This window comes from Myxococcus sp. AS-1-15 (genome assembly GCF_020037055.1).
Taxonomy (GTDB): Bacteria; Myxococcota; Myxococcia; order Myxococcales; family Myxococcaceae; genus Myxococcus; species Myxococcus fulvus.
Window position 1 is genome coordinate 408,261 of the sequence record NZ_JAIQDF010000004.1, and the last position, 26,037, is coordinate 434,297.

The 26,037-nt window shown below is 69.9% G+C and carries 20 protein-coding genes; 12 read left to right on the forward strand and 8 right to left on the reverse strand.

The features are described 5' to 3' along the window. Positions 1–55: 55 nt before the first annotated feature. Positions 56–1,258 carry an EAL domain-containing protein gene (locus tag K8625_RS14815; protein ID WP_223783071.1) on the forward strand — a complete coding sequence of 401 codons (1,203 nt, stop codon included), beginning with the start codon at positions 56–58 and terminating at the stop codon, positions 1,256–1,258. A gap of 281 nt (positions 1,259–1,539) precedes the next feature. On the opposite strand, the gene K8625_RS14820 is transcribed toward K8625_RS14815, so the two are convergent. The 4 genes from K8625_RS14820 to plpQ form a co-directional block, all read right to left on the reverse strand. After that, positions 1,540–2,772, reverse strand: a complete 1,233-nt coding sequence (locus K8625_RS14820; RefSeq protein WP_223783072.1) for a hypothetical protein — start codon at positions 2,770–2,772, stop codon at positions 1,540–1,542. After that, the gene (locus tag K8625_RS14825) at positions 2,753–2,908 is read right to left on the reverse strand and encodes a DUF839 domain-containing protein (RefSeq protein ID WP_223746657.1); all 156 of its coding nucleotides are present in this window, start codon (positions 2,906–2,908) and stop codon (positions 2,753–2,755) included. Before K8625_RS14825 ends, K8625_RS14820 begins: the two co-directional genes overlap by 20 nt. 851 nt (positions 2,909–3,759) lie before the next feature. Continuing rightward, positions 3,760–4,314, reverse strand: coding sequence for a DUF192 domain-containing protein (locus tag K8625_RS14830; RefSeq protein ID WP_223783073.1), 555 nt, complete (start codon positions 4,312–4,314; stop codon positions 3,760–3,762). Beyond that, positions 4,311–4,712 carry a motility regulator PlpA gene (gene plpQ, locus K8625_RS14835; protein ID WP_046712779.1) on the reverse strand — a complete coding sequence of 134 codons (402 nt, stop codon included), beginning with the start codon at positions 4,710–4,712 and terminating at the stop codon, positions 4,311–4,313. The genes K8625_RS14830 and plpQ overlap by 4 nt, the downstream gene beginning before the upstream one ends. 25 nt (positions 4,713–4,737) lie before the next feature. Here plpQ and K8625_RS14840 point away from each other — a divergent pair, with 25 nt between their 5' ends. The 3 genes from K8625_RS14840 to K8625_RS14850 all read left to right on the forward strand — a co-directional run bounded on the left by K8625_RS14840 (position 4,738) and on the right by K8625_RS14850 (position 8,231). Next, positions 4,738–7,098, forward strand: coding sequence for a hypothetical protein (locus K8625_RS14840; RefSeq protein ID WP_223783074.1), 2,361 nt, complete (start codon positions 4,738–4,740; stop codon positions 7,096–7,098). A 65-nt stretch (positions 7,099–7,163) separates the two neighbouring features. Further along, a complete protein-coding gene (locus K8625_RS14845) occupies positions 7,164–7,691 on the forward strand; it encodes a hypothetical protein (protein WP_223746654.1) in 528 nt (175 codons plus the stop codon). A gap of 72 nt (positions 7,692–7,763) precedes the next feature. After that, positions 7,764–8,231, forward strand: coding sequence for a nuclear transport factor 2 family protein (locus K8625_RS14850; RefSeq protein ID WP_223783075.1), 468 nt, complete (start codon positions 7,764–7,766; stop codon positions 8,229–8,231). 4 nt (positions 8,232–8,235) lie between these two features. On the opposite strand, the gene K8625_RS14855 is transcribed toward K8625_RS14850, so the two are convergent. After that, positions 8,236–9,207, reverse strand: a complete 972-nt coding sequence (locus K8625_RS14855) for a homoserine kinase (RefSeq protein ID WP_223783076.1) — start codon at positions 9,205–9,207, stop codon at positions 8,236–8,238. A gap of 92 nt (positions 9,208–9,299) precedes the next feature. On the opposite strand from K8625_RS14855, the gene K8625_RS14860 reads away from it, so the two are divergent. After that, a complete protein-coding gene (locus K8625_RS14860; RefSeq protein ID WP_223783077.1) occupies positions 9,300–10,880 on the forward strand; it encodes a tetratricopeptide repeat protein in 1,581 nt (526 codons plus the stop codon). Between the two features lie 18 nt (positions 10,881–10,898). Here K8625_RS14860 and K8625_RS14865 read toward each other — a convergent pair whose 3' ends face one another. The 3 genes from K8625_RS14865 to K8625_RS14875 are packed head-to-tail and all read right to left on the reverse strand — an operon-like array spanning position 10,899 to position 14,788. Next, positions 10,899–11,393: a hypothetical protein gene (locus K8625_RS14865; protein WP_046712773.1), complete on the reverse strand. Its 495-nt coding sequence runs from the start codon at positions 11,391–11,393 to the stop codon at positions 10,899–10,901. 7 nt (positions 11,394–11,400) lie between these two features. Further along, a complete protein-coding gene (locus tag K8625_RS14870; protein WP_223783078.1) occupies positions 11,401–12,732 on the reverse strand; it encodes a cyclic nucleotide-binding domain-containing protein in 1,332 nt (443 codons plus the stop codon). Positions 12,733–12,769: 37 nt separating this feature from the next. Further along, positions 12,770–14,788, reverse strand: coding sequence for an FHA domain-containing protein (locus K8625_RS14875; protein WP_223783079.1), 2,019 nt, complete (start codon positions 14,786–14,788; stop codon positions 12,770–12,772). Between the two features lie 254 nt (positions 14,789–15,042). Here K8625_RS14875 and K8625_RS14880 point away from each other — a divergent pair, with 254 nt between their 5' ends. The 7 genes from K8625_RS14880 to gspE all read left to right on the forward strand — a co-directional run bounded on the left by K8625_RS14880 (position 15,043) and on the right by gspE (position 26,005). Continuing rightward, entirely contained in the window at positions 15,043–16,521 is a 1,479-nt protein-coding gene (locus K8625_RS14880) for a TldD/PmbA family protein (protein ID WP_223783080.1), read from the forward strand. A gap of 18 nt (positions 16,522–16,539) precedes the next feature. Continuing rightward, positions 16,540–17,886, forward strand: a complete 1,347-nt coding sequence (locus tag K8625_RS14885) for a TldD/PmbA family protein (RefSeq protein ID WP_223783081.1) — start codon at positions 16,540–16,542, stop codon at positions 17,884–17,886. A 125-nt stretch (positions 17,887–18,011) separates the two neighbouring features. Further along, the gene (locus K8625_RS14890; protein ID WP_223783082.1) at positions 18,012–19,022 is read left to right on the forward strand and encodes a ParB N-terminal domain-containing protein; all 1,011 of its coding nucleotides are present in this window, start codon (positions 18,012–18,014) and stop codon (positions 19,020–19,022) included. Positions 19,023–19,055: 33 nt separating this feature from the next. After that, positions 19,056–20,447: a sigma-54 dependent transcriptional regulator gene (locus K8625_RS14895; protein ID WP_141323066.1), complete on the forward strand. Its 1,392-nt coding sequence runs from the start codon at positions 19,056–19,058 to the stop codon at positions 20,445–20,447. Between the two features lie 195 nt (positions 20,448–20,642). Next, positions 20,643–21,545, forward strand: coding sequence for a type II secretion system protein GspC (gspC, locus tag K8625_RS14900; RefSeq protein WP_046712766.1), 903 nt, complete (start codon positions 20,643–20,645; stop codon positions 21,543–21,545). Between the two features lie 24 nt (positions 21,546–21,569). Next, positions 21,570–24,185, forward strand: a complete 2,616-nt coding sequence (gene gspD / locus K8625_RS14905; protein ID WP_223783083.1) for a type II secretion system secretin GspD — start codon at positions 21,570–21,572, stop codon at positions 24,183–24,185. 5 nt (positions 24,186–24,190) lie between these two features. Further along, on the forward strand, positions 24,191–26,005 hold the full coding sequence (gene gspE / locus K8625_RS14910) for a type II secretion system ATPase GspE (protein WP_223746645.1): 1,815 nt from the start codon (positions 24,191–24,193) through the stop codon (positions 26,003–26,005). The last annotated feature ends 32 nt before the right edge of the window (positions 26,006–26,037 follow it).

Here is a 26,037-nt window from a genome sequence, read left to right on the forward strand (position 1 = left end):
GGTTCGCAGGCATGAACTGTAGACGTGGGTAGCGTCAGGTAACATTTGCCCCGTCATGACCCACCCCCTCGTCCGACAGCCCGGTCTGATTCCCCTCTGGTTGTGGAACGGCACCGAGCCTGGGGTGACCTCCGCGTTCCAGCCCATCGTGGATCTGCGCACGGGAGAGGTCATCGGGTACGAGGTGCTGTCGCGCGGACAGGGCTCGCTCGAGTCACCGCACGAGCTGTTCACGCACGCGCGGGTCTCCGGCTACACGTGGGAGCTGGAGCGCGCGTGCTGGACATCGGCGCTGCGCTGCATCTCGAAGCTGCCGGAGGACCAGCGTCGCGCGCCGTTCTTCTTCAACGTGAGCCCGGATGTGCTGAGTGATCCTCGCTTCGGGGATGGCTCGACGCTGGCGCTGTTGGAGCGGCATGGGTTGGGGCCTCGGCATCTGGTGCTGGAGATCACCGAGAAGGCGGTCATCGAGGATGGCGCGCTGTTGCAGCGGCTGACGCGGGAGTGCGCGGCGCAGGGCTTCGGGCTCGCGCTGGATGACTTCGGCGCGGGGCACTCGGGGCTGGTGACGCTGGTGCACTGCGTACCGCGCTTCATCAAGCTGGACCAGGCGCTGGTGCGGGACATCCATCTGCACGCGTACCGGCAGCACCTGGTGAAGTCGCTGGTGGACTTCTCGTCGAGCGTGGACGCCATCCTCATCGCCGAGGGCGTGGAGACGTGGGAGGAGATGACGGTGCTGCTGCGGCTGGGCATCCGTCACGCGCAGGGCTACCTGCTCGCGCGTCCGACGCCGAGCCCCATGCGTCCGGCCGAGGCGTTCGAGTCGCGGCGGCGCGAGGCGATGCGCGCCCTGCTCCTGCGTGAGCGCGCGGATGACACGACGGTCGGAGGGCTGGTCATCCGGCGCGCGACGGTGGATGTGTCCGCGACAGTGGACACGGTGAACGACGTGTTCCGCGACGCGCCGCAGGCGGACCACGTGGTGGTGCTCGAGGGTGCTCGGCCCCGGGCGCTGGTGACGCGGCGGAACCTCGCGTCATGGGTTCCCGGCAGTGCGGTGCATGCGCCCTCGCTCATCATCGAGGACCAGGTCGCGGTGACGGCGCTCGTGGGGCTCGCGATGGCGCGGCCTCCGGAGGCGGTCTACGAGCCGGTGGTCGTCACGGATGCGCAGGGACAGTTCCTGGGCACCGTGACGATGAAGCAGTTGCTGCTGCGCGCTACGGAGCTCGCCGAGCGCCCCGCCGCGAAGTAGCAGCGGGACTGCGCGGACACACGGAGTCCGACGCGCCAAAGCCGCGACCGCGCGTCGCAGCGCGACAAGGCGACGCCGCTCGCGAGGCGTCACCACCTGAAACCAGATGCTCGACCCTCGGTAGCACCGGCGCGTGTTCGCGCCTCGGCGCGTCTTCGGAGTTCAGCGGTCACGAACTCGATGGAGCCCCTACGCTCCGCCGAGGTGAAGGACCTCCGTCCGCGTGAGCGTCACCCGCCTTCGCCGATGACGCTCACGCGTGAGGCCACGAGCCCCGCGACTTACTCCCACGCGAGGTGCAGCCGGCCGTCCTCGAAGATGAGGCCCGCGTCCTCGAGCCCCGTGGAGCCGTTCTCCACCGAGGGCAGCACGTTCGTCGGCGGCGCCAGCAACGTGTCGCGCCCCTTCGTGAAGCCCTGCTCGCGAACCAGCGCCATGTACGCCCGCCCCAGCGCCAGCGCCCGCTCACGCGACGGCGTCAGCAGCCACGCCAGGTCCTTGTCTCCCCCCACCGAGGCCCGACGCACGGAGGTCTCATCCACCTTCCCGTCCGCGAAGAAGCGCGCGAGCAACTCCTCGTTGGCGCGGAACTCGTCGCCGCCCTTCACCCGCTCGAAGTACGTGAGCACCTCCGGCTTCGCGTGCCCCGCCTGCGGCACGTCCGCGATGCCACGCAGGTCCTGGTGCCGCCACCCTTCCCTCCCCGGCACCTTGCGCGGGAAGCCGAAGGTCTGGTCCACCGTCACCCCCAGGTTCGTGTGACAGCCCATGCAGAACACGTGCTCCTCCATCGTCTGCACGCGCAGCCGGCCCTTCGCGTCCTCGATGAACCCCTGCAGTCTCCAGCCGAACTCGTTGATGAGCCCCAGCTCCGGCGTGCCCGGGAACGCGGGCAGCCGGTTGCGCATCTTCTTCTCCTGCTCCGCGCCGTAGAACGCCATCACCTGGTCGCCGGCATACTCCTCGTCCTTGCGCGAGTAGCGGACCTCCTTCATCCGCGCGGACAACAGCGCGGGCGCATCCGGGTCCACGTACCGCACGGTGTGCAGGAACTCGACACCGCGCGGGTAGAAGTCGCGCCGCACCTTCACTTTCGCAGCGGCCCCCGCGTAGTGGGTCGGCAGTCCGCGCACCACCTCCACACCCCGGGCCAGCACTCCATCTCCATCCAGGTCCACCCCACCCGCGCGCTCGTCCACCGGCTCCACCCGGCGTCGTGACTTCGCCGCGTCCAGCAGCGCCGGGTCCACCGTCATCGCCGCCTCCAGGATGGCAAGGTTGAGCCGATACACCTCGCGCGACGGCTGTCCTCCCGCATCGCGACGGAACGCGTCCGGGAGGAAGAAGCCGTGGCCATCCTTGTGGTGCGTGGAGCGCGTGTCCAAGCTGACCATGTCGCCGGGCGCGGGCGACGCGAAGTCGAGCGCACGCGGCGCACCGGCCTGCATGCCGGGCACGGTGGGGACCCAGTTGTTCTTCGACGTCCACAATCCCTCAGGGGTCGCCGTAGACACCCTGCACGTCCTTCTCGCCCGTGAAGATGGTGACCCATGGCGTCTGTCCACCCGAGTCGTTGGAGTGCGTGCCCAACACCAAGCCCTCGGGCAAGGGCGCACCGAAGTCATCGGTGTCCACGATAGACAGCCGCATGCCCACCATCTTGACTCCAGTGGGATGGAGCACTCACCATGTCGCCATGCGGTGGGTACTCGTTGGTCTGCCATCAATTGCGGCTGGCTTTGTCGCAGCGTATCGGGTGAGCGGTAACGACCCATGGGGGCTCATCGAAGCCATCGCTTTCGGCGTTGTTGCTCTCACCGCTACCACCGGCATCTTGATCGCGTACGGTATCGGTCGGCTCGCATACGATTCTGCCCGTACATTTGTCAGCGCCTTTCGTATGGGATACCGAATGGGTGGGGCCGTTGACAACCGACCATCTCCGTCGCCCCGGCGAGAGTTGCCGACTCCGCTGTGGCACGGGGACCCGCTGCATCGGAATGCAATTTCGCCGAGCGACCATGCGAAGCGGTTGAAGAACATCGCCCGAAGTTGATGAATCTTCAGCCCGTGAGTCCCATTGCCGGGGAGCGCCAACACTCCGCCTCAGCCGCCTGTCTCGACGAGGGAGAGTTGGTAGCGGGTTTACAGCCAAGCGGCCATCGAATCGGCCACGCGTTGCGGTCCACCGTCACCCCCCGGGGCTCCATCCTCGCCGGGCGCGCCATCCTGACCATCCTGCCCGTTCGCGCCAGCGGGGCCCGTGTCCCCCTCACAGGCGACGAAGGACAACGAGCTGCCCAGAAGCACCGCACCGGTCGCGAGCCGCAACAGACGAGAAGACATGAGCCACTTCCTCCAGGGGTTCGCGTCGCGCTCGCATGCGGGCGAACGGACGCGAGCGCATCCTGAGGAGGCTGTGTGGCGACGGCTTGTTCAGTGCGTCACTTCTTCATCACGTCACGGCCCCATGACGTCACGCGCGAGCAACGTCGCGCGCGTCACGGGTCGATGCGGAGGTTGGACACGCCCTCGAACTCCACCGGCGAGCCCTTGCGCAAGCCGACCTTCTCCGCCCAGCCGCCCGGAACCTCCAGCACGTACTGGCTGGGCGCGCCCACCGAGCGCGTCTCCATCGACCTGGGCACCGCGCGCGACACGATGCCCGCGATGCGCAGGTCCGCGGTGATGAAGATGATGTCCAGCGGGATGAGCGTGTTGCGCATCCAGAAGCCCTGCATCGACTCCTGGGGGAACAGGAACAGCATCCCCTTGCCCTCGGCGAACTCCGTGCGCCACATCATCCCGCGCTCTCGCGAGTCGCGCGTGGCGGCCACCTCCACCTCCACCCGATGCACCCCACCGAAGGCGTCCTTGAGCCGCACGTGCGCGCGCGGCAGCGTGGGGCCCACGTAGTCCTTCGCGGTGACGTCGGTGACGGGAGGCTTCACGGGCGCGGGAGGCGTGGACGAGGGCTGCCGGCCCTGCGCCTCCTGCTGACAGGCGCAGAGCGCGAGCGACAGGAGGACCAGGCCGAGCCGACGGGAGGTCTTCATGGGTGCTGGGGGTGCAGCGGCTTGTTGAGCAGCTTCTCGGTCAGCTCGGGCCCCAGGCTGTCGGACATCAGCCGCTCCACCACGGTCTCGAACTCCACCCGCTGCGTGTCGCTGCTGTAGATGAACCGGATGCCCATGCCCGGCTCGTCGCCGTCCGCCTTGGACCAGACGACCTCGCCCAGCAACTCGAACGGCGCCTCCCGGTGGGGCACCGTCAACTTGAAGAGGAAGCGCGTGCCGATGGGCAGCGGCTTCTTCGTCTTGATGAACGTGCCGCCCTTGCTGATGTTCTTCGTGTAGTCCGCGAAGAACGAGTTGAGCTTCTTGTAGTCGACCTTCAGCTCGATGGGCGCGCGCCCGTGCTGGCGGTGCTCGGGACCTGTCTTCTGTTCGGACATGCGGCCCGGGAGTATAGGGGAGGCCATGGAGCAAGTCCTCACCCGTGCCCGCGCCTTGATGCGTCGCCCGGCCGTCCTGGCCCCCCTGCTCCTCCTGGCGGGCGGAGGCTCGACGCTCGTCCTCCTCCCCCTCTTCGGCGTCCCCGGCTTCGAGCTGGGCCTGGCCCTGGCCATCGCCGTGGGGCTGCTCGGCGGGGGGACGGGCGTGGCCGCCGCCGCCCAGGAGCGTCGGATCCTCCTCGGCCAGGAGCCCCGCCCCCCCGGCGCCCTCCGCCCGGACGCCCCCGGCACCGCCGTGACCCGCGCCCTGGGTGCGGCCCTGGTCCTCAACGTGGCGGCGCTGGTGCCCCCCTTCCTCACCTCCACCGTCTTCGCGTGGCTACGCACGGCGTGTGATCCATTCGAGCTGGTGGGTTTCTATCCCATGCTCACCCTCCCCTCGGCCGTGCTGGCCTCGGCCTCGGGGGTGCTGTGTGGCCTGGGGGCCCGCCGTCCCTCCCGGGGCGTGGGGATGCATGTGCTCCTGGTCCTGCTGTCGCTGGTGCCCACGGTGTGGCCCATCGTCGCCGGGCCCCAGGTCTTCGCCTTCAACCACTACCTGGGACATCTCCCCGGCCCCCTCTACGACGAGGCGCTGGTGATGACGCCCGCGCTCGGCTGGTTCCGGCTGGAGACGCTCCTGTGGGCCTGGGTCCTCGCGGGCCTCGCCGCCGCGTTCCTCCAGGTGGACTCGGGGCACCTGTCGAGAGCCGCCCCGCGCGTGGGCGTCCTGGTGGGGCTGCTGCTGCCCGCCGTGGCCATCGGCTTCCTGGAGGTGAAGGGGCCCCAGCTGCGCACCCGGATGACGGACGCGTACCTGGCCGAGACGCTGGGCGGCGTGCGCGACACGGAGCACTTCCGGCTGCACTACCCCCGGGGCAAGTCGCGCGAGGACGTGGACCGGATGGCCCGCGACATGGAGTTCCGCTGGACACAGGTCCAGCGCTTCCTGGGCGTGGCCCCCACCGAGCGCATCCGCGTGTGGCTGTATCGCAACGAGGAGGAGAAGCAGCGGCTGGTGGGCGCCGGCCGCACGCAGTACGCGAAGCCCTGGCGCCACGAGCTGCACATCCAGGACAAGCCCTTCCCCCACTCCACGCTGCACCACGAGCTGGCCCACGTCATGGCCGCGCCCGCTGGCAGCGGTCCCTTCCGCGTCACCACGCGCCTGGGCCTGTGGCCCCTCATGGGCGTCATCGAGGGGTTCGCCGTCGCCGCGGACGGCCCCGCGCAGGGGGACCTCACGCTGCACCAGTGGGCCGCGGGCATGCGCCGTCAGAAGCTGGCGCCCGACATGCGCAAGCTGATGGGGCCGGAGGGCTTCTACCAATCCGCCCCCGCGCGCGCGTACACCGTCGCGGGCTCCTTCCTCCTGTACCTCGCTGACACCTATGGCTCGGACAGGCTGCGCGCGCTCTACGCGCACGCGGACTTCCAGGAGGCCTATGGGCGGCCCCTCGACGAGCTCGTCGGTGAGTGGGAGCGACATGTCGACGCCCTGCCCCTGGACGACGCCGCCGTGGCCCGCGCCTTCGCGCGCTTCCGCGCTGGCAGCCTCTTCAGCCGCGCCTGTGCGCGCGAGGTGGCCCGCCTCACCGAGCCCGCCCGCGCCTCGCTCGTGACGGACCCGTCGGACGCGCTGGAGCGCTACACCCGCGCCGCCACCCTCCAGCCCGAGGAGCCCGCCTACCGCCTGGGCGAGGCCGCCGCCCTCTCCGCGCTGGAGCGCTACGACGAAGCCACCACCGTGCTCACCACGCTCGCGGGCAAGGTGAAGGGCCAGAATGTCTCCGAGGCCGAGGTGGCCATGGCGCTGGCCGACGTGGAGACCCGGCGCGAGCGACCCGAGCAGGCCCGCGCGCACCTGGACACGGTGCTAACCCTGGACGCCACACCGGATTTGACGCGCACCGCCCAGGTGAAGCTCGCCGCGCTGGAGTCCACGGCGCGCCGCGCCGGCATCGACGCGTACTTCCTGGCGCCCAAGGAGGAGCTGCGGCTCCTGCTCCTGTCGCGCGCCCTGCAGGCCCTGCCCTCGGACCCGTACCTCAACTACCTGCTGGGCCGCAGGCTGCAGCAGGTGGGCTCCCCCGTCCTGGCCGGCGAGTCGCTGCAACGTGCGCTGTCGGACGATTCGCTGCCCCTGTCCCTGCGCCGCGAGGCCTTGCGCCTGAAGGTGGAGGCTTCCTATCTCTCGGGCGACTGCGGCGCGGTGCGCCACGAGGTGGGTGTCCTCCCGGACTTCGGCACGGCCTTCAAGGCCACCGCCCTGGAGTGGGTGGAGCGGTGTGATTTCGAGGAGAAGACCTTCCGGGGCGTGCTCGTGCCACGACAGGCTTTCCGCTAGCCGCGCTTTCCGCTAGGCAGGCAGCCCACACAGCGGCGACGAGCCAGGTCATCAGGAGGGAAGCGATGCGGTTCGAGACGAGGCAGCGAATCCAGGGGACGGTGGACGAGGTGGAGCGCGCGCTCCTCGACGAGCGGTACTTCGAGTTCCTGCTCAAGCACCATGGCGTGCTGCTGGAGCTCCAGCCGCTCGAGGTGAAGGCCGAGGGTGACGTGGTCCGCCGCCGGGTGCGCTACCGCCCCAAGCCCGTCATCGAGAGCATCGGCCCCAAGCGCGTGCCCCCCGAGTGGTTCGCCTTCATCGAGTCGTCCACCTACGACAAGCGCCGCAAGGAGCTCACGTTCACCAACGTGCCCACGTCCCACACCATCTCCAAGATGCTGGTGAACACGGGCACGCTGCGCTTCCGTGATTTGGGCGCGGGCCAGACGGAGCGCTCGCTGGACGGTGAAATCTCCCTCAAGCTGCCCTTCCTGATGAAGCCCCTGGCGCTCATCGGCGAGAAGGTCATCCAGGGCGAGGGCCTGAAGATCCTCGACAACGAGATTCCCGTCCTCAACCGCTTCATCTCCGAGGTCATCCGCAAGGGCTGAGGCACGCGAAGTGCAGGCGGGGCCGTGGGGAATGGGTTGACTTCCTCCGCATTGTCTTCGTAAGGCCCCGCCATGCTCTACCGCTTCCTCGCCATCTGCGCCCTGACCCTCCTGGCCGCCTGCGCTCCGAAGCGCATCCCCGGCACTGAAATCGACGACACCGACGAGACCCGCGCCATTTTGGCAGTGATGGAGGCCTATCGGTCTGCCATCGAGGCACGCGACGCCCACGCCATCCAGGCGCTGGTGTCGAAGGACTTCCGCGAGGACGCCGGCACGCCGAGTGATCCCGAGGACGACCTCACCGCGGCGAACCTGGGCCCGTACCTGGAGACGCTCTTCCCGCAGCTCCAGTCGCCCAAGGTGGAGATGGAGGTGCGCAAGGTCCAGGTGGGCAAGGACATCGCCACGGCCATCTACTACTGGAAGCTGAACTTCCGGATGCCCGGCCTCACCTCGCGCCCGCAGAAGGAGGCGGAGCTGGAGCAGATGGTGTTCCGGCTCGAGGGCAACCAGTGGAAGATCCTCACCGGCATCTGAGGTCTCACAGCCCCAGGAGCGCCGCGTAGCCCTGGGGCCCCATGGCCGTGAGCGCGCGGGCCCGGGTCAGGTAGGTGCGGTAGTCCTTGCGCACCAGCTTGTCCGCGGGCAGCGCGGACAGGTGGTAGTCCCGGATGCGGCTCGCGGTGAAGCGCACCGCCCCGAAGAGCGCGTGGCCGAAGAGGCTCTCGCGCTCCACCGGGGCCAGCGGGCGGACATCCTGGTAGCCGCGCAGCAGCGCGCGACACAGCTCCGGCAGGTACTGCCCGCCGTCGAAGCACCACGCGTTCAACGTGATGACCAGGTCCAGGCCATAGGCCTCGCGGCAGGCCATCTCGAAGTCGAAGAAGGCGCCCACGCTGTCGCCCAGCCACTTCACGTTGTCGGTGAAGAGGTCCGCGTGGATGACGCCGAGCGGCTCCAGGCCCTGTCGCCGTGACTCCGCGTGGGTGAGCATCCCCTCCAGCTCCCCTGAGAGCGATGACAGCGTCGGGTCCGGGTGGCGCGCCAGCTCCACCAGCCACCCGCGCACCACCTGGGGAGAGTACGGGTTCTCGCGGCTGCCGCCGAAGGACTGGGTGTCGCGGTGCAGCTTGCCCAGCTCGGTGCCCAGCCGCTCCAGGTGCTCGGCGGTGAGGCCCGGGTGGCGCTTCTCCTCACCGGGGAGCCAGCGGAAGACGCTCACGCGGCCGCCCGCGAACTCGACGAAGGTGGCGCCCTCGCGCGTGGTGAGCTGCACGGGCGAGGGGAAGTGGTGCGCGGCCAGGTGCGCGAGCAGGGCGGACTCGAAGCGCAGGTCGTCCGAGGAGCGCACCGTCGTGTGGCGGACGAAGTAGCGGCCGGTGTCGGTCTCCAACCGGTGGTTGGTGTTGATGGAGCCCTGGGGGATGGGCGTCACGCCGAGCACGTTTCCCAGCCCGAAGGTCTCTGCGATGCGCGTGAAGACGTCGGGGGACAGCACCGTGTGGACCGCCATTGCTCACTCCTCCCGTGCTCCGGGCTCCGTCCATTGACACCCGCGAGGGGCGTACCTAATAGCATCCAACTCCAGCGCGGGGAGACAGGTCCATGAGCACCGAAGGTCACGGCGACTGGAAGCGACGCGAGAGTTGGAAGAGCGCGCTGGCGCAGGTGGCGGTGGTGGCGGTGGTGCTCGCGGGCGCCGTGGCCTACTTCGTCCACCGGGGAACGGTGCGAAAGGAGACGGAGGAGCACCTGCGCGCGGCCCGCGCCGCCGCGCTGCGAGGCAATCCGTCCGACTTGACGCGCGCCATGGCGGAGCTGGAGAAGCTCTTCCAGTTGGACTCCGACGCCCGCGACGCGCAGGCGCTGGCCGCCGACATCCAGACGGTGCTGTGGCTGGAGCACCATCAGCCCGGCGCGGATGCGCGGGCCCGTGAGTATCTGGCCCGGGCCGAGGCGCTCGACTCGCGCTCCGGTGAACGGCATGGCGCCCGCGCGCTGCATCTGCTCGCGGAGGGCAAGACGGCCGAGGCGGAGAAGTACCTGGCGGACCTGCAGGCGCAAGGGGCCAACAGCCCCCGGCTCACGCTGGCGCAGGCGTTCACGCTGCAGGCGAAGGGGGACCTGCCCGGCGCGCGTCAGGCCTTCGCCCGCGCGGCGGAGAACGCGTATCGGGATCCGCGCTTCACCACGGCGTACGGGGAGGCGCTGCTGGACGAGGGACAGCCCGCCCAGGCGGTGGAGGCGTTCGAGAAGGCGACGAGCGTGAACCCGGACCACCTGATGGCTCGGCTGGGCATGGGGCTGGCGCACGCGTATCAGGGCAAGAAGCTGGAGGAGGCCGAGCGCGCGCTCGCCACGGCGCAGGAGAAGCAGGCGGAGCTGACGCCCGCGCTGACGTCGCGCGCTGGGGCGCTGAAGGCGGAGCTCGCGCTGTCGCGTGGCGCCGCGGACCAGGCGCTCCAGGAGGCCGACGCGGCGCTGAAGGCCGTGCCGGATGACGTGCATGCCCTGTTCGCCCGGGCTCGGGCGCTGGCGGCGCGCAAGGTGCCCGAGGCGCGGGGGGCGTTCGAGGCCGCGGTGGAGAAGCGCAAGACGGCGCCCCTGCTCTACCTGGACGGCGCTCGCAGCTTGCAGGCCTCGGGTGACACCACGGGCGCGCTGGCGCTGCTGGATGCGTATGAGGGCGCGTTCGGGGCCATCCAGGTGGCGTCCGCGGACGGGAAGAAGGTCCCGCTGCTGGAGCAGGACGGCCGCTACTGGCTGGCGCGCGGCGGGCTGCTGGAGGCGGCGGAGCGGCAGGACGACGCGCTCGTCGCCTACGACAAGGCCATCGCCGCCAAGGGCGTGGGGCTGGCAAAGGCGCAGTACGCCAAGGGCGCGCTGCTGGTGCGGCGCAAGGACTACGAGGGCGCCAAGGCGCTGCTCGCGGTGATCGCGCCGGACACGGGCGCGGGCTCACTGCCGGAGGCATACACCGCCATGGGCGACCTGCTCTTCGCGCAGAGCGCGTACGCGGCGGGCTGCCAGCACTACTACTTCGGGCTGGTGCGCGCGCGGGCGCAGGGCATGCCTCGCGAGGAGCTGGCCTCGCGCATCGACACAGTGAAGAAGGGCCTGGAGTCCGCGGGCCAGGGCGCCATGGCCAAGGCCTGGCTGAACGAGACGGGCGCCCTGCTCCAGTGAAGCGCCCGCTGCGAGCGGCTACAGCAACTCCGTCGCCTCGAGCGGCCGGTACTTCGCGCGAACCACGCGCCACTCGCCGTCGGCTTCCTTCTCGAATGTCCCCTCGATGAGGTACGCGTTCAGCACGCTGTCGGCCGCCAGGTCCTTGACGCTCTCCGCCTGCGAGCGGCCGAAGATGAAGCGCGCCTGGAAGTCACCCTGCGTGGGCGAGACCTCGTGGACCTCCAGGTTCGTGGTGAAGATGCGGACCCACTGACCGCGCAGCACCTGCCCGGTGAGGATGCCGCGCACCTGCCGCGAGTCCATGCCGCCGTCCGTCTTGAAGCGCTCGGACACGCCCTCCATCACCTTGCTGATGTCCTTGGCCTCCGCGGCCCGCGTCATCGTGATGACCTGACGCGTGACGGCCTCCGGGACACCGGGCTCGTGGCGCGGCCAGAAATAGAGCACCGCTCCGGCCGCTACCAACGCCAGCGCCACGCCCACCACCCGCGAACGCGACAACGTCACCATGTGCTCCTCACGCCGCCTCGGGCTCGAGCACCAGCTCGTCCGCGTCGATGATCTCGGCGGGCCGCAGCGCCTCGCCAATCTGCTTCAGCCGCCGGTCCGAGAGCTGCTCCAGGTACGTCCGGATGTGCGGGAAGGCCTGCACCAGCGCATGGAACGCGTTGCGCTCCAGGAACGCCGCCGCCGTCTTGCGCGTGGCCACCACCGTCGCCGAGGCGCGCAGCCCCGTCAGCAGCGAAATCTCCCCCGCCACATCACCCTCGCGCAGCACGCCCAGCGTCACCGTGCCGCCCGCCGGGTCCTCCTTCTGCACCACCAGCTCACCGGCCAGCACCAGGAACAGCCCCGGCGAGTGCTCGCCCTCCACCAGCACCTTCTCGTGCCCCTGCAGCGCGCGGAAGGTGAAGCGCTGCAGCAGCGCGCCCCGCTCCGACTCCGGCAGCGTCTGGAACATGGGCGAGGTGGCCATCAGGTTCCGCGCCATGCGCTGCTGCGCGAAGTCCGCCAACACCTGCGGCACCGCCGGGTGGCTCTTGGCCACCGCGTTGAGGTGCTCGCGGCGGATCTCGAAGACCTCCGTGTCGGACACCGCGGACACCGTCGCCGTCGGCGGCGCGCCCGTCAAAAGAGCAATCTCCCCGAAGATGGAGCCGCCGCCGAGGAAGCCCAGCGTGCGCGCCTCACCCTCCATCTGCCGCGTCACCTCCGCCTTGCCGGCGACGAGCACGTAGAGGTGGTCGGCGGGCTCGCCCTCGCGACTCACCACCTCCTCGGGACGCACCCGGCGCCACGCCATGCGGCCCACCAGGTCGATGAACGCGTCCCGGTCCAGGGCCGCGAACAGCGGCAGCGGAGGACGGCTGTTCGGATCCGCGGAGCCACCCGGATCCGGCGCGGCCAGCACCTCGATGGCGCGGTTGGAGAGCTCCTCTCCAGCCAGCCCCATCAGGTCCGTCTCCACCTTCCCGTCGTACAGCGTCTCGGGCGGCAGGGGCGGCGGCACCACGGCGCGACCCGGCGCGCTGCGCACCGCGCGCGAGTGGACGCGGATCAGCGTCTCCTTCAACCGCCGCTCGTTGGGCGCCAGGTCCAACCCCAGCTTGCACGCGGCCATCGCGGACAGCAGGTAGTCGCGACGCAAGAGGCCCTCGGCCGTCGCGTGGTACGACGTGACGGCGCGCTCGCGCTCGCCCAGCTCGGCCAGACACCGGGACGCCATCATCCGGGAGCGGTGGTCGGCGGGGACCCGGCGCACCGCCTCCGCGAACACGGCGAGGGCGCGCTCGAACTGGCGCTCCTCGATGAGGTCCATCCCGAGCTCACGCAGCGACGACTCGCTCATCCCATCTCTCCACGTACGAACGTTGTTGGCGAGCGCCTCACGGCTGTATCTCGCTCAGGTACATCTCGGCCTTGCGCTTCGTATCCGAACCCTCGGCCGCCGTCTCGATGACGACCTTGAACTTCTCCGCGGCGGAGCGAGGGTCCCGGTCGCGCTCGATATACGCGCGCATGTACAGCTCCTCCACCTTCTTGCTCAGGTCGTCCAGGCCATCCCGCGCCCGACGATCTCCCGGGTTGAGGCGCAGGGCCTCGCGGAAGTTGCTGCCCGCCGCCGCCAGGTCCCCCTTCTTCAGCGCCGCCTGCCCCGCCGCCAGCGCCGCCGACGCGAGCTGCTCGTCCAGCGTCCGCCCCAGTGAACCATCGAAGCCGATCTGCCGGTACAGCTCCGCCGCGCGACGCAGGGGCTTGGACGCGGACTCCAGCGCATTGGACGCGAGCTTCTTCTGCGCGTCGTCCAGCGCGCGCTGGAACTGGGGGATGAGCGTCTTGAGCTGGCGCGAGCGGTCCTTCACGTCCTTGTCCGCCTTGTACTTCTCCACCACGCGGTCGCACTCGAGCACCGCGCGCTGGTAGTCGCCGCCGTTGAAGCGCCGCTCCACGTCCGTGAAGGCCTCCGCGATGAAGCGCTTGCGCTCCTCCTTGGCCCGCTCCTCGTTGCGCTCCCGGCTGGCCCTGTCCCGCACCGCGCTGTCCCGGGCCTCCTTGGCCAGCTCCGCCTGCAGGTCCTGCAGCTTCTGCGAGTACGCGGGCCGGTTGAGCTCCGGCACCTGCTCCAGCAGCGACTGGGCCGTGGCGACGTCACGCGCCGCGAGCGCCTCCTCCATCTTTTGGATGCGCCACAGCTCGTCCTTCGTCTTGACCTCCTGCTCCAGCTTGCGCCGCACGTCGTCCGTCTTGGCGGTGCCCTGGGGCGTCTCGGACAGCTTCTGGCGGGCCCCCTCGAAGTCGTTGGCGTCGATGAGCTCGCGCACGGCCTGGAAGGACTGCTGCACGAGCAGCTCCTTCGCCGCCGCCTTGCCCAGGCCTTCGTCGTCCGCGCCCGGGCGCAGCTTCTCCGCCTCCTCCACCAGCTTCACCGCGCCAGCGAAGTCGTCCGAGCGCACCGCCTCGCGCGCCTTCTGCATCAGGAGCTTCGAGCGCTCCACGTTGGGGTCCACCGGAGGCGGGGGCGGCGGTCCCGAGGGGATGAGCATCAGCCCCAGCATGAGCAGCACCACCACGCCACCGCCCACGCCGATGAGCAGCTTCGCCTTCGAGTTCCCTCCGCCGCCGGTGACGGCGCTGCGCGGAGGCGGACGCGGCCGGGGAATCGCGATGGCGCCCTTGCCCTTCTTCACGCCGCTGGCGTCGCGGTTCTTCTCCTTCAGCTCGTCCGGCATCCGGTAGTTGGCGTTGGTCGCCTCGTTGAGCCGCGGATCATTCGGGTCCACGTCGGTGCCCCGGGACGCACCCGCCGCCTTGCGCGCCTCGTCGCGGTCCTTCGCGGCCTCCTCGCGCTCGCGCTTCTCCTCCGCCTCGCGGGCCTCCGCCTGCGCGCGCAGCTCCTTGATCTGCTCCGCCTCGTCCACGAAGCGAAGGCGCGTCTTGCCGATGGCGATCTCATCCCCGTGCTTCAGGGTGCACTCTTCCACGCGCTGATCATTCACCTGGGTGCCGGAGATGCTGCCCAGGTCTCGCATCGCCACGCCGCCCTGGCCGTAGATGAGCTCCAGGTGCCGGCGCGACACGGACTGGTCATCCAGCACGAAGTCGCAGTCCTTGCCGCGCCCCACCACCATGCGCACGCCCTGGAAGCGCTTCTTGCGCCCGCGGTCCGGCCCCGCCAGCACCAGCATCTGCACCGGCGGCCCGGCGCGCGTGGCGTCCGCGTTGTCGTCCTCCTCCTCCTGGCGACGCCGGGACTCCTCGCGCACGTCGGACACCGAGGCCACCCGCGTCTCGTCCGTGCGCGAGCGCGGCGGCTCGGCGTCCCCGTAGAGCTCCGGGTTGGCGGGGCCGTCGGGCTGGCCCTCGTCTCCGGAGGGTGGCGCGGCGAAGTCCTCGTCGGAGGACACCTCGCGCGGAGGGCGGCCCCGGGATGAGGGCTTACCTCCGGCACCAGGGCGAGGGGGGGATGGAGGACGAGCAGGCATGGGGTCGGGTCCAGGTCTCCGAAACGTCCGGCATCTTAAAGCGGCGCCACCACGGTGGGAATGCGACAAGCCCGCCCTTGGGGAAAGAAGCGGGGCCATTGTCCGTTGCTCAGGACGTTTCCCCCTCCTATGTAGGTTCCCACACCCCCAACGATTCACCGAGGGAGTCCCGCAAAATGCCCCGAGTGTCCGCGCCGGCCCGGCGTGCCTCCACCTCCCAGCTCGCCCCCCTGGCGGTCCGCCTCGTCGCGCCCGCCCCCCTGCTGCCCCAGGCGCTGCTCGAGCGGCTGCTGGCCGTGGCCATGGAGCGCGGCGGAGACTTCGCCGAGGTCTACGTGGAGCGCACCCACAGCACCAGCGTCGTGCTGGAGGAGTCGCGCATCAAGAGCGCCCAGACGGGCCTCATCCAGGGCGTGGGCGTGCGGGTCATCTCCGGGGGCAAGGTGGGCTACGCCTTCTCCGACGACTGGGACGAGCCCGCGCTGCTGCGGGCCGCCTCCACCGCGGCGATGATCGCCCAGGGAACCGGCTCCGAGCGGGCCTTCCCCGTCTCACGCATCGCCGTGCCCAGCCACTACCGCGTCCCCACCCCGCTGGCCGACGTGGAGGTGTCCCTCAAGGCCTCCCTGCTGACCCGCGCGGACAAGGCCGCCCGCGCGTTCGACTCGCGGGTGACCCAGGTCAACGGCGCCTACGTGGACCAGACGCGCCGCATCGCCGTGGCCAACACCGAGGGCCGCTACACCGAGGACACCCAGGATTTGTGCCGCATGTCCATCCAGGTCGTGGCGCAGGGCAAGAAGAACGAGCGGCGCACGGGCTCGTACGGCGGCGGAGGCCGGGTGCCCTTCACCCACTGGGCGACGTTCCCTCCCGAGGACGTGGGCCGCGAGGCCGCGAGGCAGGCGGTGGCCACGCTGGGCGCGGTGGACTGCGCGGCGGGCCCGCAGACGGTGGTGCTGGCGCCGGGCTGGAGCGGAATCCTGCTGCACGAGGCGGTGGGCCATGGCCTGGAGGCGGACTTCATCCGCAAGGGCACGTCGCTGTTCGCCGGCAAGCTGGGGCAGAAGGTCGCCTCGGAGCTGGTGACGGTCATCGACGACGGCACGGTGTCCAGCGGGCGCGGCTCCATCAACATCGACGACGAGGGCACGCCCGGTGAGCGCAAGGTCCTCATCGAGAACGGCGTGCTCAAGGGCTACCTCTACGACAGCCTCAACGCGAAGCTGATGGGCCAGCGCTCCACCGGCAGCGGGCGGCGAGAGTCCTTCAAGCACCTGCCCATTCCGCGCATGACGAACACCTTCCTCGCGCCGGGCAACCACCACCCCGAGGACATCCTCAAGGAGGTGAAGCGCGGGCTGTACTGCGCCACGTTCGGCGGCGGTCAGGTGGACATCAGCAACGGCAACTTCGTGTTCGAGGTGAGCGAGGCGTATCAAATCGAGGACGGCAAGCTGGGCCGTCCGGTGAAGAACGCCATCCTCATCGGCGTGGGGCCGGAGGCGCTCAAGAACGTGTCCCGCGTGGGGTGCGACCCGCAGCCGGACCCGGGCATGGGCGTGTGCGGAAAGAACGGCCAGTCGATGCCCGTGGGCGTGGGCCTGCCCACCGTGCGCATCGACAATGTCACCGTCGGCGGAACCCAGGTCTGAAGAGAGAGCACCGACACCATGGACTACCAGAAGCTCGCGAAGCGAATCGTCCAGCGCGCCACCAAGAAGGGCGCCCGCCAGGCCGAGGCCTTCATCGAGGTCAGCCGCCAGAGCACCGTGCGCGTGCGCGAAGGGCAGATCGAGGACCTCACCCAGTCCACCGCCAAGGGCGTGGGCCTGCGCGTGGTGACGAAGGACCGGCTCGGGTTCGCCTTCACGTCGGACTTCGAGCCCTCGGGCATCGACCTGCTCGTGGACCAGGCCCTGAAGCTGGCCGAGGCCGCCGCGCCCAACAAGCTCAACGGCCTGCCCGGCGCGCGGGACCTGGGCCGCTTCGGCGACACCGGCGCGCTGTACGACGAGGCCGTGGCCAACCTGCCCGGCGACTGGAAGGTGAAGGCCGCGCTGGAGATGGAGAAGGCGGGCCGCGCGGAGGACTCGCGCGTCAGCACCTTCAACGCGGTGGGCGCCGGGGACTTCGTGTCGGAGGTCTACGTCGCGTCGTCGGAAGGCATGGCCGGAGGCTACTCGGGCACGTACGTGTTCATGTACGCCATGCCCGTGGCGGCCGCGGACGGGCAGCTCCAGAAGGGCTACTGGCTCGACTACAAGCGCTTCCTGGGTGACCTGGAGTCGCCCGAGTCCATCGGCCGCGAGGCGACGCGTCGCGCGGTGCGGATGCTGGGCGCCAGGCGCGTGAAGACGCAGCAGGTGCCGGTGCTGTTCGACCCGCTCGTCACCGCGTCCTTCATGTCCGGCGTGGCCAAGGCCGCCAGCGGCAACGCCGTGCACCAGCAGGCCAGCATGCTGGCCTCGCTCAAGGGCAAGCGCCTGGCCTCCGAGCACGTCACGCTGGTGGACAACGGCCTGCTGCCCCGAGGCCTCGCCACCGCGCCCTTCGACGGTGAAGGCGTGCCCACGCGGCGCACACCCATCATCGACCGGGGCGTCATGTCGAGCTTCCTCTACGACGCGTTCACCGCGCGCAAGGCGAAGGCGCGGCCCACGGGCAACGCCAAGCGCGGCTACAACGCGCTGCCGAGCATCGGCACCACCAACCTCTACCTGGAGGCGGGCACGGCCTCGCCCGAGGAGCTCATCAAGGGCGTGGACCGGGGCTTCTACGTCACGTCCCTGCTCGGCCACGGCGCCAACCCCGTCACGGGCGAGCTGTCCGCGGGAGCCAACGGCCTGTGGATTGAGAACGGCGAGCTGACGCACGCGGTGCAGGAGGTCACCGTGGCGGGCAACGTGTTGAAGATGCTCCAGGACCTGGACGGCGTGGGGAACGACCTCCAGTTCCGCGGAGGCACGGTGGGCGCGCCCACTGTCCGCTTCCGACAGCTCACCCTGTCGGGAGGGTAGCCCTACCTGCCGCGTCCCCCTAGCGTGGGCGACGCCGGAGCGCTCCTCCTCCCCCACTCGCTGGGGGAGGACGTGTCAGGGTCTCCTGCTACATCACTCGTCCGCAGCGCGAGGAGGACGCACCCATGGCAGCGAAGTCCGCACGCAAGAGCGCCGCAGCGAAGAAGCCCGCCGCCGCTCCCAGGAAGCCCCGCCGCAAGAAGGCGGAACCGAAGTCGCGCGGCCTGTCTCCCCAGGACGTGGCCAGCGACTCGGTGGAGTACCCCACGGAGATTCTCGAGGCGGTGCGCACCGACGGCGGCGAGGTGCTCGGCGTCTATCGCGACCCCTTGGGCGGACATCCGGTGGTGCTCGCGGTGCTGCCCATCGACAAGGTGGAGCCCACCCCCTACCAGCGTGATTTGTCCGAGCCCCACGTGATGCGGCTCGCCAGCGCCATGGAGCGCCTGGACCGCTTCCTGGACCCCGTCATCGCCGTGCGCAAGGAGGGCCGCTACTGGACGCCCAACGGCAACCACCGCCTGCACGCGAGCAAGCTGCTGGGCGCCAAGTCCATCGTCGCGCTGCTGCTGCCCGACGAGGACGTGGCCTATCAAATCCTCGCGCTCAACACGGAGAAGGCCCACAACCTCAAGGAGCGCTCGCTCGAGGTGGTGCGCATGTACCGGGGGCTCGTGGGCGCGGGCCGCGCGGGCAAGGAGTCCGCCTTCGCGCACCTGTTCGAGGAGCCCGCCTTCATCACGCTCGGCGCCGCGTACGAGAAGCGCCCCCGCTACTCCGCGGGCGCCTACCACCCCTTCGTCAAGGCGGTGGAGGACTTCATGGACGTGCCGCTGGAGGACGCGCTGAAGGTGCGCGACGCCCGCGCGGACCGCCTGCTGGAGCTCGATGACGCCGTCGTCGCCGTCGTCGACTCCCTCAAGGCCAAGGGACTGCAGAGCCCCTACCTCAAGAACTTCGTGGTCGCGCGCATCAACTTCCTGCGCTTCAAGAAGAACGGCGGCAAGCCCGACTTCGACGACACCGTGGACCGGATGCTCGCCAGCGCGCGCAAGTTCAACGTCGACTCCGTCAAGCGCGAGGACATCGGCCGCATGGGCGGAGGCCCCGTGGAGGCGGACGAGGAGCACGCCTGACGGGAACGGGTATTGCATAGTGCGGCCCCCACCATGACCACCTCCACCGTCCTCGTCGTCGACGACGACCGCGCCAACCTCGACTCCGTGACGCGCATCTTCCAGCGGGAGAACATGGCCACGCTCTCCGCGGCCAACGGCACGGAGGCCCTGGAGCTTTTGCGCCGCCCCGAAGTCACGGTGATGGTGACGGACCTGATGATGCCCGGCATGGACGGGCAGGAGCTCTTGCGCGCCGCGCGCACCATCCGCCCCGACGTGGAGGTGGTGCTGATGACCGCCTACGGCACGGTGGAGACGGCCGTGGCGGCGATGAAGGACGGCGCCTACGACTTCATCACCAAGCCGCTCAAGCGCCACTCGCTGGTGAAGGCGGTGCAGAAGGCGCTGGAGAAGCGCGCGCTCGTCTCGGAGAACCAGACGCTCAAGGCGAAGCTGGCGGAGATGAGCGCCCAGGGCGGGCGCAGCATGGTGGGCCAGTCCCCCGCCTTCCGCGCCATGCTGGACACCATCCGCCAGGCCGCGCCCTCCACCGCCACGGTGCTGCTGCTGGGTGAGTCGGGCACGGGCAAGGAGCTGGCGGCGCGCTCGGTGCACGAGTACTCCAGCCGGGCCAAGGGCGCGTTCGTCGCCGTCAACTGCGGCGCGCTGCCGGAGAACATCCTGGAGGCGGAGCTGTTCGGCGTGGAGCGCGGCGCCTTCACCGGCGCGGTGGCCCGGCGCGAGGGCCGCTTCGAGCGCGCCCACGGCGGCACCCTCTTCCTGGACGAAGTCGGCGAGATGCCGCTGCCCGCGCAGGTGAAGCTGTTGCGCGCGCTGGCCGAGGGCGAAATCGAGCGGCTGGGCGGCACCCAGACGGTGAAGGTGGACGTGCGGCTGGTGGCCGCCACCAACAAGGATTTGCAGAAGGAGGTGGCCGAGGGCCGCTTCCGCGAGGACCTCTACTACCGGCTCAACGTGGTGGAGATCCGCGTGCCCGCGCTGGCCTCGCGCCGCGAGGACATCCCGCTCTTGGCGGACGCGTTCCTGCGCCGCTTCGCCGCGAAGAACGGCAAGGCGCTGCGCGGCTTCTCGCCGGAGGCGCTGCAGACGCTGGAGAACTACGCCTGGCCCGGCAACGTGCGGGAGCTGGAGCACGCCGTCGAGCGCGCGGTGGTGCTGGCGCGGGGCGAGGTGCTGGAGGCCAGCGACCTGCCCGAGTCGGTGCGCAAGGGCCCGCTCGGCGCCGCCACCCAGCTGGTCATCCCCATCGGCACGCCCATGGAGGAGGTGGAGCGCCGGGTGATCCACGAGACGCTGCGCCACACCAAGGGCGACAAGACGCTGGCCGCCCGGCTGCTGGGCATCGCCGCCCGCACCATCTACCGCAAGCTGGAGCGCGAGCAGTCGTCCGGCGGCGAGCCCTCCGCCGGAAGCGACGACTGACAGGCCGTCACAAAGGCCCCCACCCTGCTTTGACAATTTGTCCCAAGCCCTGGAGCAGCCCGCTCCCCTGCCTGGGGTGTCCGCCCTTTTCGGAATAATTACGCGTGCTTGGCCGTCCCCTTGGGATGGCCCGTCTGACCCGAGGGTGGCACCTGCCTTGCTCTTCCCGGGTCCGGCTTTCTTCTCGGAAGCGTGATGGAACTCTTCTTTCGCAAATACTTCTGGACGGTGAACCTGCTGTTCATCCTCCTCGTCGCGCTGCTGGCGGCGAAGACGGTGAACCTGTTCGTCGAATCCTCCATCTCCCCCGTGCCGTCCTCGGGGGCCACCGCGCGTGCGCCGACGAACCGGCCCGCGCAGGCGGCGCTCGCGCTGCCGGACATGGAGGGCCTGTCGCGGGTGACGGGCATCAAGATTCCCGAGCCGGAAGTCGCGGTGAGGGAGCCCACGACGCCGGAGGTGGACCCCAACGCCGCCCCGGTGAAGAGCGGCCTCAGGGTGAAGCTGCTCGGCACGCTCGTCGCGAGCAACCCGGACTGGTCCTTCGCGTCGGTCCAGGACATGGTGACGCAGCGCTCGCAGACGTACATGGTGGGCAACGCCCTGCAGGGCGCCACCGTGCTCGAAATCGAGCGTGAGCGCGTCATCATCCTCAACGGGGGCCGCAAGGAGTTCATCGACGGCAACCCGGGTGACGGCGCCCAGGCCTTCACCCCGCCGACGCCTCCGGTGGCGCAGACCAACACCGCGTCCCCCAGCGGCATCCGCGCCGTCAGCGACAACGAGTACGAAGTGCCGCGCGCGGAAATCGACAAGACGCTCAACAACCTCAACGACGTGGCCATGCAGGCGCGCATCGTTCCGGCCTTCAAGGACGGTCAGGCGGTGGGGTTCAAGCTCTTCTCCATCCGCCCGGATTCCATCTACTCGAAGATCGGCGTCCAGAACGGCGACGTCATCCGCCGCATCAACGGGTTCGACCTCAACAGCCCCGAGAAGGCGCTCGAGGTCTACTCGAAGATGAAGGACTCCTCCCGCATCGAAATCGAGATCGAGCGCAACGGCGCGCCGATCCGCAAGTCCTACAACGTCCGTTAAACCCCACGTCGCGCCCGCTCCTCCATGAAGACGCTCCCGTCCTGGATGCTCTGCCTGTGCCTCGCGCTCGCCGTCCCCGCGCAGGCCCAGCGCCGCCCCACCCCGCCCGGCACCTCCGCGCCTTCCGCGCCCGGTGAGCGGACCATCACGCCCCAGTCCCCCAGCGGCGCCGCGGAGGAGGCCAATCAAGGGCCCCGCCGGACGCCCACGTGCGAGGAGGCCCGGCGCAACGCGCGCTACGGCATCTACTTCGACAAGGTGGAGATCGAGAAGCTGGTGCAGACGGTGGCGGACGCCACCTGCCGCACGTTCATCCTCCCGGAGAACGTGCGCGGGAAGATCTCCATCATCGGCCCGGAGAACGGCCGCGTGGAGGTGGACGCGGACGCGTTCTACTCCGCGTTCCTCGCCTCGCTCGACGCCAACGGCCTGGCCGTCTACCAGTACGGCCGCTTCATGAAGATCGTCGACAAGCGCTCGGCGAAGCAGAACCCCATCCCCACCATCGTCGAGGACGGCCAGCCGTACACCACCAACGAGCAGATGGTGACCAAGCTGTTCCGCATCCGCAACGTGGAGGTGGAGCCGCTGCGCGGCGTGCTGCAGCAGCTGGTGTCCAAGGACGGCGACACCATCCCGTACCCGCCGGACACCATCATCGTCAACGACGTGGGCTCCAACATCCACCGCCTGGAGCGGCTCATCAACCAGCTGGACTCGCGCGCCGCCAGCGACGAGCTGCGCGTCATCCAGGTGCAGTACGCGAGCGCCCAGGACGTGGCCGGCACGGTGCAGAAGCTGTTCGAGAGCAAGGGCGCGCGCCCCGGCGCCACCCGCCCCGGCAACTTCACCCAGGGCGTGCCGCCCGCGGGTCAGCCCGGCGGTGAGATTGTCGCCCAGCCCTCCCAGGGCGGCGAGTCCGCCGGTGGCCCGGTGACGCTGTCGCAGATCATCCCGGACGAGCGCACCAACAAGCTCATCATCGTGGCGAGCCCCGCCGCGTTCGAGCGCATCCAGGAGATCGTCACCCAGCTCGACATCCCGTCCGGCACGGGTGGCCGCATCAACGTCTACTACCTGGAGAACGCCAACGCGGAGGAGCTGGCGAGCACGCTCCAGTCGCTGGCGCAGGGCACGGCCAACCGTCCCCGCACGCCGGGCGCCCCCAACCTCCCCCCGGGCATGCCGCGCGGCAACGCGCCCACGCAGGCGGCGGAGCTGTTCAGCGGCGAGGTGAAGATCTCCGCCGACAAGGGCACCAACTCGCTCGTCATCGTCGCCAGCCAGTCGGACTACAAGAACATCGTCCAGGTCATCCAGCAGCTCGACACGCCCCGCCGCCAGGTTTTCGTCGAGGCCGTCATCATGGAGGTGAACCTGGACCGCAATGCCGAGTACGGCGTCAACCTGCACAGCGGCTTCTCGCTGCAGACGGATGACGGCGCGGTGCCCGGCCTCATCGGCACCAACAACACCGGCTCGGGCCTGCCCCCGTCGCTGAGCCTGGCGAACCTGGCGTCCTTCGGCGGCTTCCTCGCGGGCCTGCAGGGCCCCGTCATCCCCGCCCTGGAGAAGCTGGGCCTGGACATCCCCGCCTTCGGCGTGGTGCTGCACGCGATGCAGCAGAGCTCCGACGTGAACGTGCTGTCCACGCCGCACATCCTCACCAGCGACAACGAGGAGGCGGAGATCACCGTGGGCCAGAACGTGCCCTTCCAGTCCGGCTTCTCGCCCTCGTCGCTGGGCACGGGCGTGGGCACCGGCACCGCCGGCGGCGCGGGCGGCCTGAACACGTCGCTGCTCGGCGCGCTGGGCGGCCTGGGTTCGCTGTACGCGCCCATCCAGCGTCAGAACGTGGAGCTGAAGCTGACGGTGAAGCCGCAGATCAACGAGAGCGACTACATCCGCATGGTCATCACCGAGCAGACAGAGGAGATCGCCTCCAACGACGCGGTGCTCGGCCCGACCACCAGCAAGCGCAGCGCGAAGACGACCGTCATCGCCAAGGACCAGGAGACGGTGGTGCTGGGCGGCATCATGCAGGACCGCACCATCGAGTCCGTCACCAAGGTCCCGGTGCTGGGCGACATCCCCATCATCGGCAACTTCTTCCGCGAGACGACGCGCAAGAAGACGAAGACGAACCTGCTCCTGTTCCTGACGCCCTACATCATCCGGGGCCCCGAGGACTTCCGCGTCATCTTCGAGCGCAAGATGAAGGAGCGTCAGCAGTTCGTGGAGCAGTTCTACGGCCAGGTGCCCGGCTACGACGTGGCGGTGGACTTCAGCCGCAAGCCCGGCCCGCTGTCCAAGATGAACCAGGCCGTCCTGCGCGAGCGTCAGCGCGCGGAGAATGGCGGCCCGGGCGTGTCGGGTGAGCGCGTCATCTCGCCGAACTCGTCGGCGCCGTCCCGCTCCAACACCCCGCCGGCCGGCCGCTCGAACAGCGTGCCGCCCGCGCGGGGCCCGGCCCCCGCGTCGCCCGAGCCCGAGGTGCGGGAAGCGCCGCTGCCTCCCGCCGGTTCCGAAGAGTCAGCCCCCGCGACTCCGGCGCCGCAGACGCCCGAAGCGCCGGCTCCGGAGTCCACCGGAGACGCGTCGCCCGAGCGCCTGCGCATCCAGCCCGAGACCGGGGAATAGAGCCCATGAACGTGACCGCAGACCCCACTCTCGCCACCGCCGCGTCCGGCGCGGCCCCTGCCCGGAACGACTCCACCCAGGTCGTCTCCCACGGCCAGGCCTTCCTGTGCGGCAGGCCGCTGGGGGAGATCCTCCGCGCGCTCGTCCCCTCGCTCACCGAGGAGAAGCTGCGCGAGGCGCTCGCCCTCCAGGAGGAGAAGGGCGGACGCATCGGTGAGGTCCTGGTGGGGCTCAAGGCGGTCAGCGCCGAGGACGTCGCCAAGGCGCTGGGACACCAGCTGGACCTGCCCTACCTGGCGCGCATCTTCACCGAAGAGGTGGACGCGGAGCTGGTCAAGCGCATCCCCATCAACTTCGCCAAGCAGGCGCACATCCTCCCGCTGTCGCTGGAGAACGACAGCGTGGTCCTGGCGGTGGCGGACCCGCTGGACACGTCCGCGCTGGACCACGCGCGGCTGCTGCTGGGCCAGAGCATCAGCCCCCGGCTGGCGCTCGACACCACCATCACCGACGCCATCAACAGCGTCTATGACCGATCCATCAACGAGGCCGAGCAGCTGGTCGACGAGATGGAGACGCAGGACCTGGACGCCATCGCCCACGAGCTGGACGAGCCGCAGGACCTGCTGGACACGGACGACGAGGCCCCGGTCATCCGGCTGGTGAACTCGGTGCTCTTCCGCGCCGCCAAGGAGCGCGCGAGCGATATCCACATCGAGCCCATGGAGCGCGAGCTGCTCGTGCGCTTCCGCGTGGACGGCGTGCTGCAGGAGGTCATCAAGCCGCCCAAGCGCTACCAGAACGCCATCGTCAGCCGCGTGAAGGTGATGGGGCAGCTCAACATCGCCGAGAAGCGCCTGCCGCAGGACGGCCGCATCCGCATCAAGCTGGCCGGCCGCGACATCGACATCCGTCTGTCCACCATCCCCACCACCAACGGGGAGCGCATCGTCATGCGTCTGCTGGACAAGACGGCGACGCTGCTGGACCTGGCGGAGATCGGCATGAGCCAGGTGACGCTCCACGCCATGGAAGCCGTCATCAAGCGCTCGCACGGCATCATCCTCGTCACCGGCCCCACGGGCTCCGGCAAGACGACGACGCTCTACGGCGCGCTGTCGAAGATCAACACCCCGGACCTCAACATCCTCACCGTCGAGGATCCGGTGGAGTACCAGCTCAAGGGGATTGGCCAGATGGCCATCAACCCCAAGATCGGCCTCACCTTCGCCCAAGGCCTGCGCTCCTTCCTGCGCCAGGACCCGGACGTCATCATGGTCGGTGAGATCCGCGACAAGGAGACGGCGGAGATCGCCATCCAGGCCTCGCTCACGGGCCATCTGGTGCTCTCCACGGTCCACACCAATGACGCGGCCGGCGCCGTCACCCGTCTGGTGGACATGGGCGTGGAGCCGTTCCTCGTGGCGTCGTCGCTCACGGGCATCCTCGCCCAGCGCCTGGTGCGCCGCGTGTGCCCGGACTGCCGCGCGCCCTACCAGCCCACGGACGCGGAGCTGAAGGAGATCGGCCACTCGCGCGCCTCCTTCAAGGAGCGCTACGGCACCGAGCGCATCTACAAGGCCGTCGGCTGCCCCACCTGCAACCGCAACGGCTACCGAGGCCGCACGGGCATCTACGAGTTCCTGCCCGTGGACGACGACGTGCGCCAGCTCGTACTGAAGAACGTGGACGCCTCCACCATCAAGAAGTCCGCCACCTCCAAGGGGATGATCACCCTGCTCGAGGACGGCGCGCGCAAGATTGCGCTGGGGGAGACGACCATCGCCGAGGTGCTGAGCATCACCCAGGAGGACATGTAACCGACAGCTCCTCCCTGGGAGGGGCCGGGGTC

Bases quoted from the DNA above. Each gene is read 5' to 3' on its own strand.
- K8625_RS14815 (WP_223783071.1), top strand. From the start codon at position 56: ATGACCCACCCCCTCGTCCGACAGCCCGGTCTGATTCCCCTCTGGTTG.
- K8625_RS14825 (WP_223746657.1), bottom strand. From the start codon at position 2,908: ATGCGGCTGTCTATCGTGGACACCGATGACTTCGGTGCGCCCTTGCCC.
- K8625_RS14830 (WP_223783073.1), bottom strand. From the start codon at position 4,314: ATGAAGACCTCCCGTCGGCTCGGCCTGGTCCTCCTGTCGCTCGCGCTC.
- plpQ (WP_046712779.1), bottom strand. From the start codon at position 4,712: ATGTCCGAACAGAAGACAGGTCCCGAGCACCGCCAGCACGGGCGCGCG.
- K8625_RS14840 (WP_223783074.1), top strand. From the start codon at position 4,738: ATGGAGCAAGTCCTCACCCGTGCCCGCGCCTTGATGCGTCGCCCGGCC.
- K8625_RS14845 (WP_223746654.1), top strand. From the start codon at position 7,164: ATGCGGTTCGAGACGAGGCAGCGAATCCAGGGGACGGTGGACGAGGTG.
- K8625_RS14850 (WP_223783075.1), top strand. From the start codon at position 7,764: ATGCTCTACCGCTTCCTCGCCATCTGCGCCCTGACCCTCCTGGCCGCC.
- K8625_RS14855 (WP_223783076.1), bottom strand. From the start codon at position 9,207: ATGGCGGTCCACACGGTGCTGTCCCCCGACGTCTTCACGCGCATCGCA.
- K8625_RS14860 (WP_223783077.1), top strand. From the start codon at position 9,300: ATGAGCACCGAAGGTCACGGCGACTGGAAGCGACGCGAGAGTTGGAAG.
- K8625_RS14865 (WP_046712773.1), bottom strand. From the start codon at position 11,393: ATGGTGACGTTGTCGCGTTCGCGGGTGGTGGGCGTGGCGCTGGCGTTG.
- K8625_RS14870 (WP_223783078.1), bottom strand. From the start codon at position 12,732: ATGAGCGAGTCGTCGCTGCGTGAGCTCGGGATGGACCTCATCGAGGAG.
- K8625_RS14880 (WP_223783080.1), top strand. From the start codon at position 15,043: ATGCCCCGAGTGTCCGCGCCGGCCCGGCGTGCCTCCACCTCCCAGCTC.
- K8625_RS14885 (WP_223783081.1), top strand. From the start codon at position 16,540: ATGGACTACCAGAAGCTCGCGAAGCGAATCGTCCAGCGCGCCACCAAG.
- K8625_RS14890 (WP_223783082.1), top strand. From the start codon at position 18,012: ATGGCAGCGAAGTCCGCACGCAAGAGCGCCGCAGCGAAGAAGCCCGCC.
- K8625_RS14895 (WP_141323066.1), top strand. From the start codon at position 19,056: ATGACCACCTCCACCGTCCTCGTCGTCGACGACGACCGCGCCAACCTC.
- gspC (WP_046712766.1), top strand. From the start codon at position 20,643: ATGGAACTCTTCTTTCGCAAATACTTCTGGACGGTGAACCTGCTGTTC.
- gspD (WP_223783083.1), top strand. From the start codon at position 21,570: ATGAAGACGCTCCCGTCCTGGATGCTCTGCCTGTGCCTCGCGCTCGCC.
- gspE (WP_223746645.1), top strand. From the start codon at position 24,191: ATGAACGTGACCGCAGACCCCACTCTCGCCACCGCCGCGTCCGGCGCG.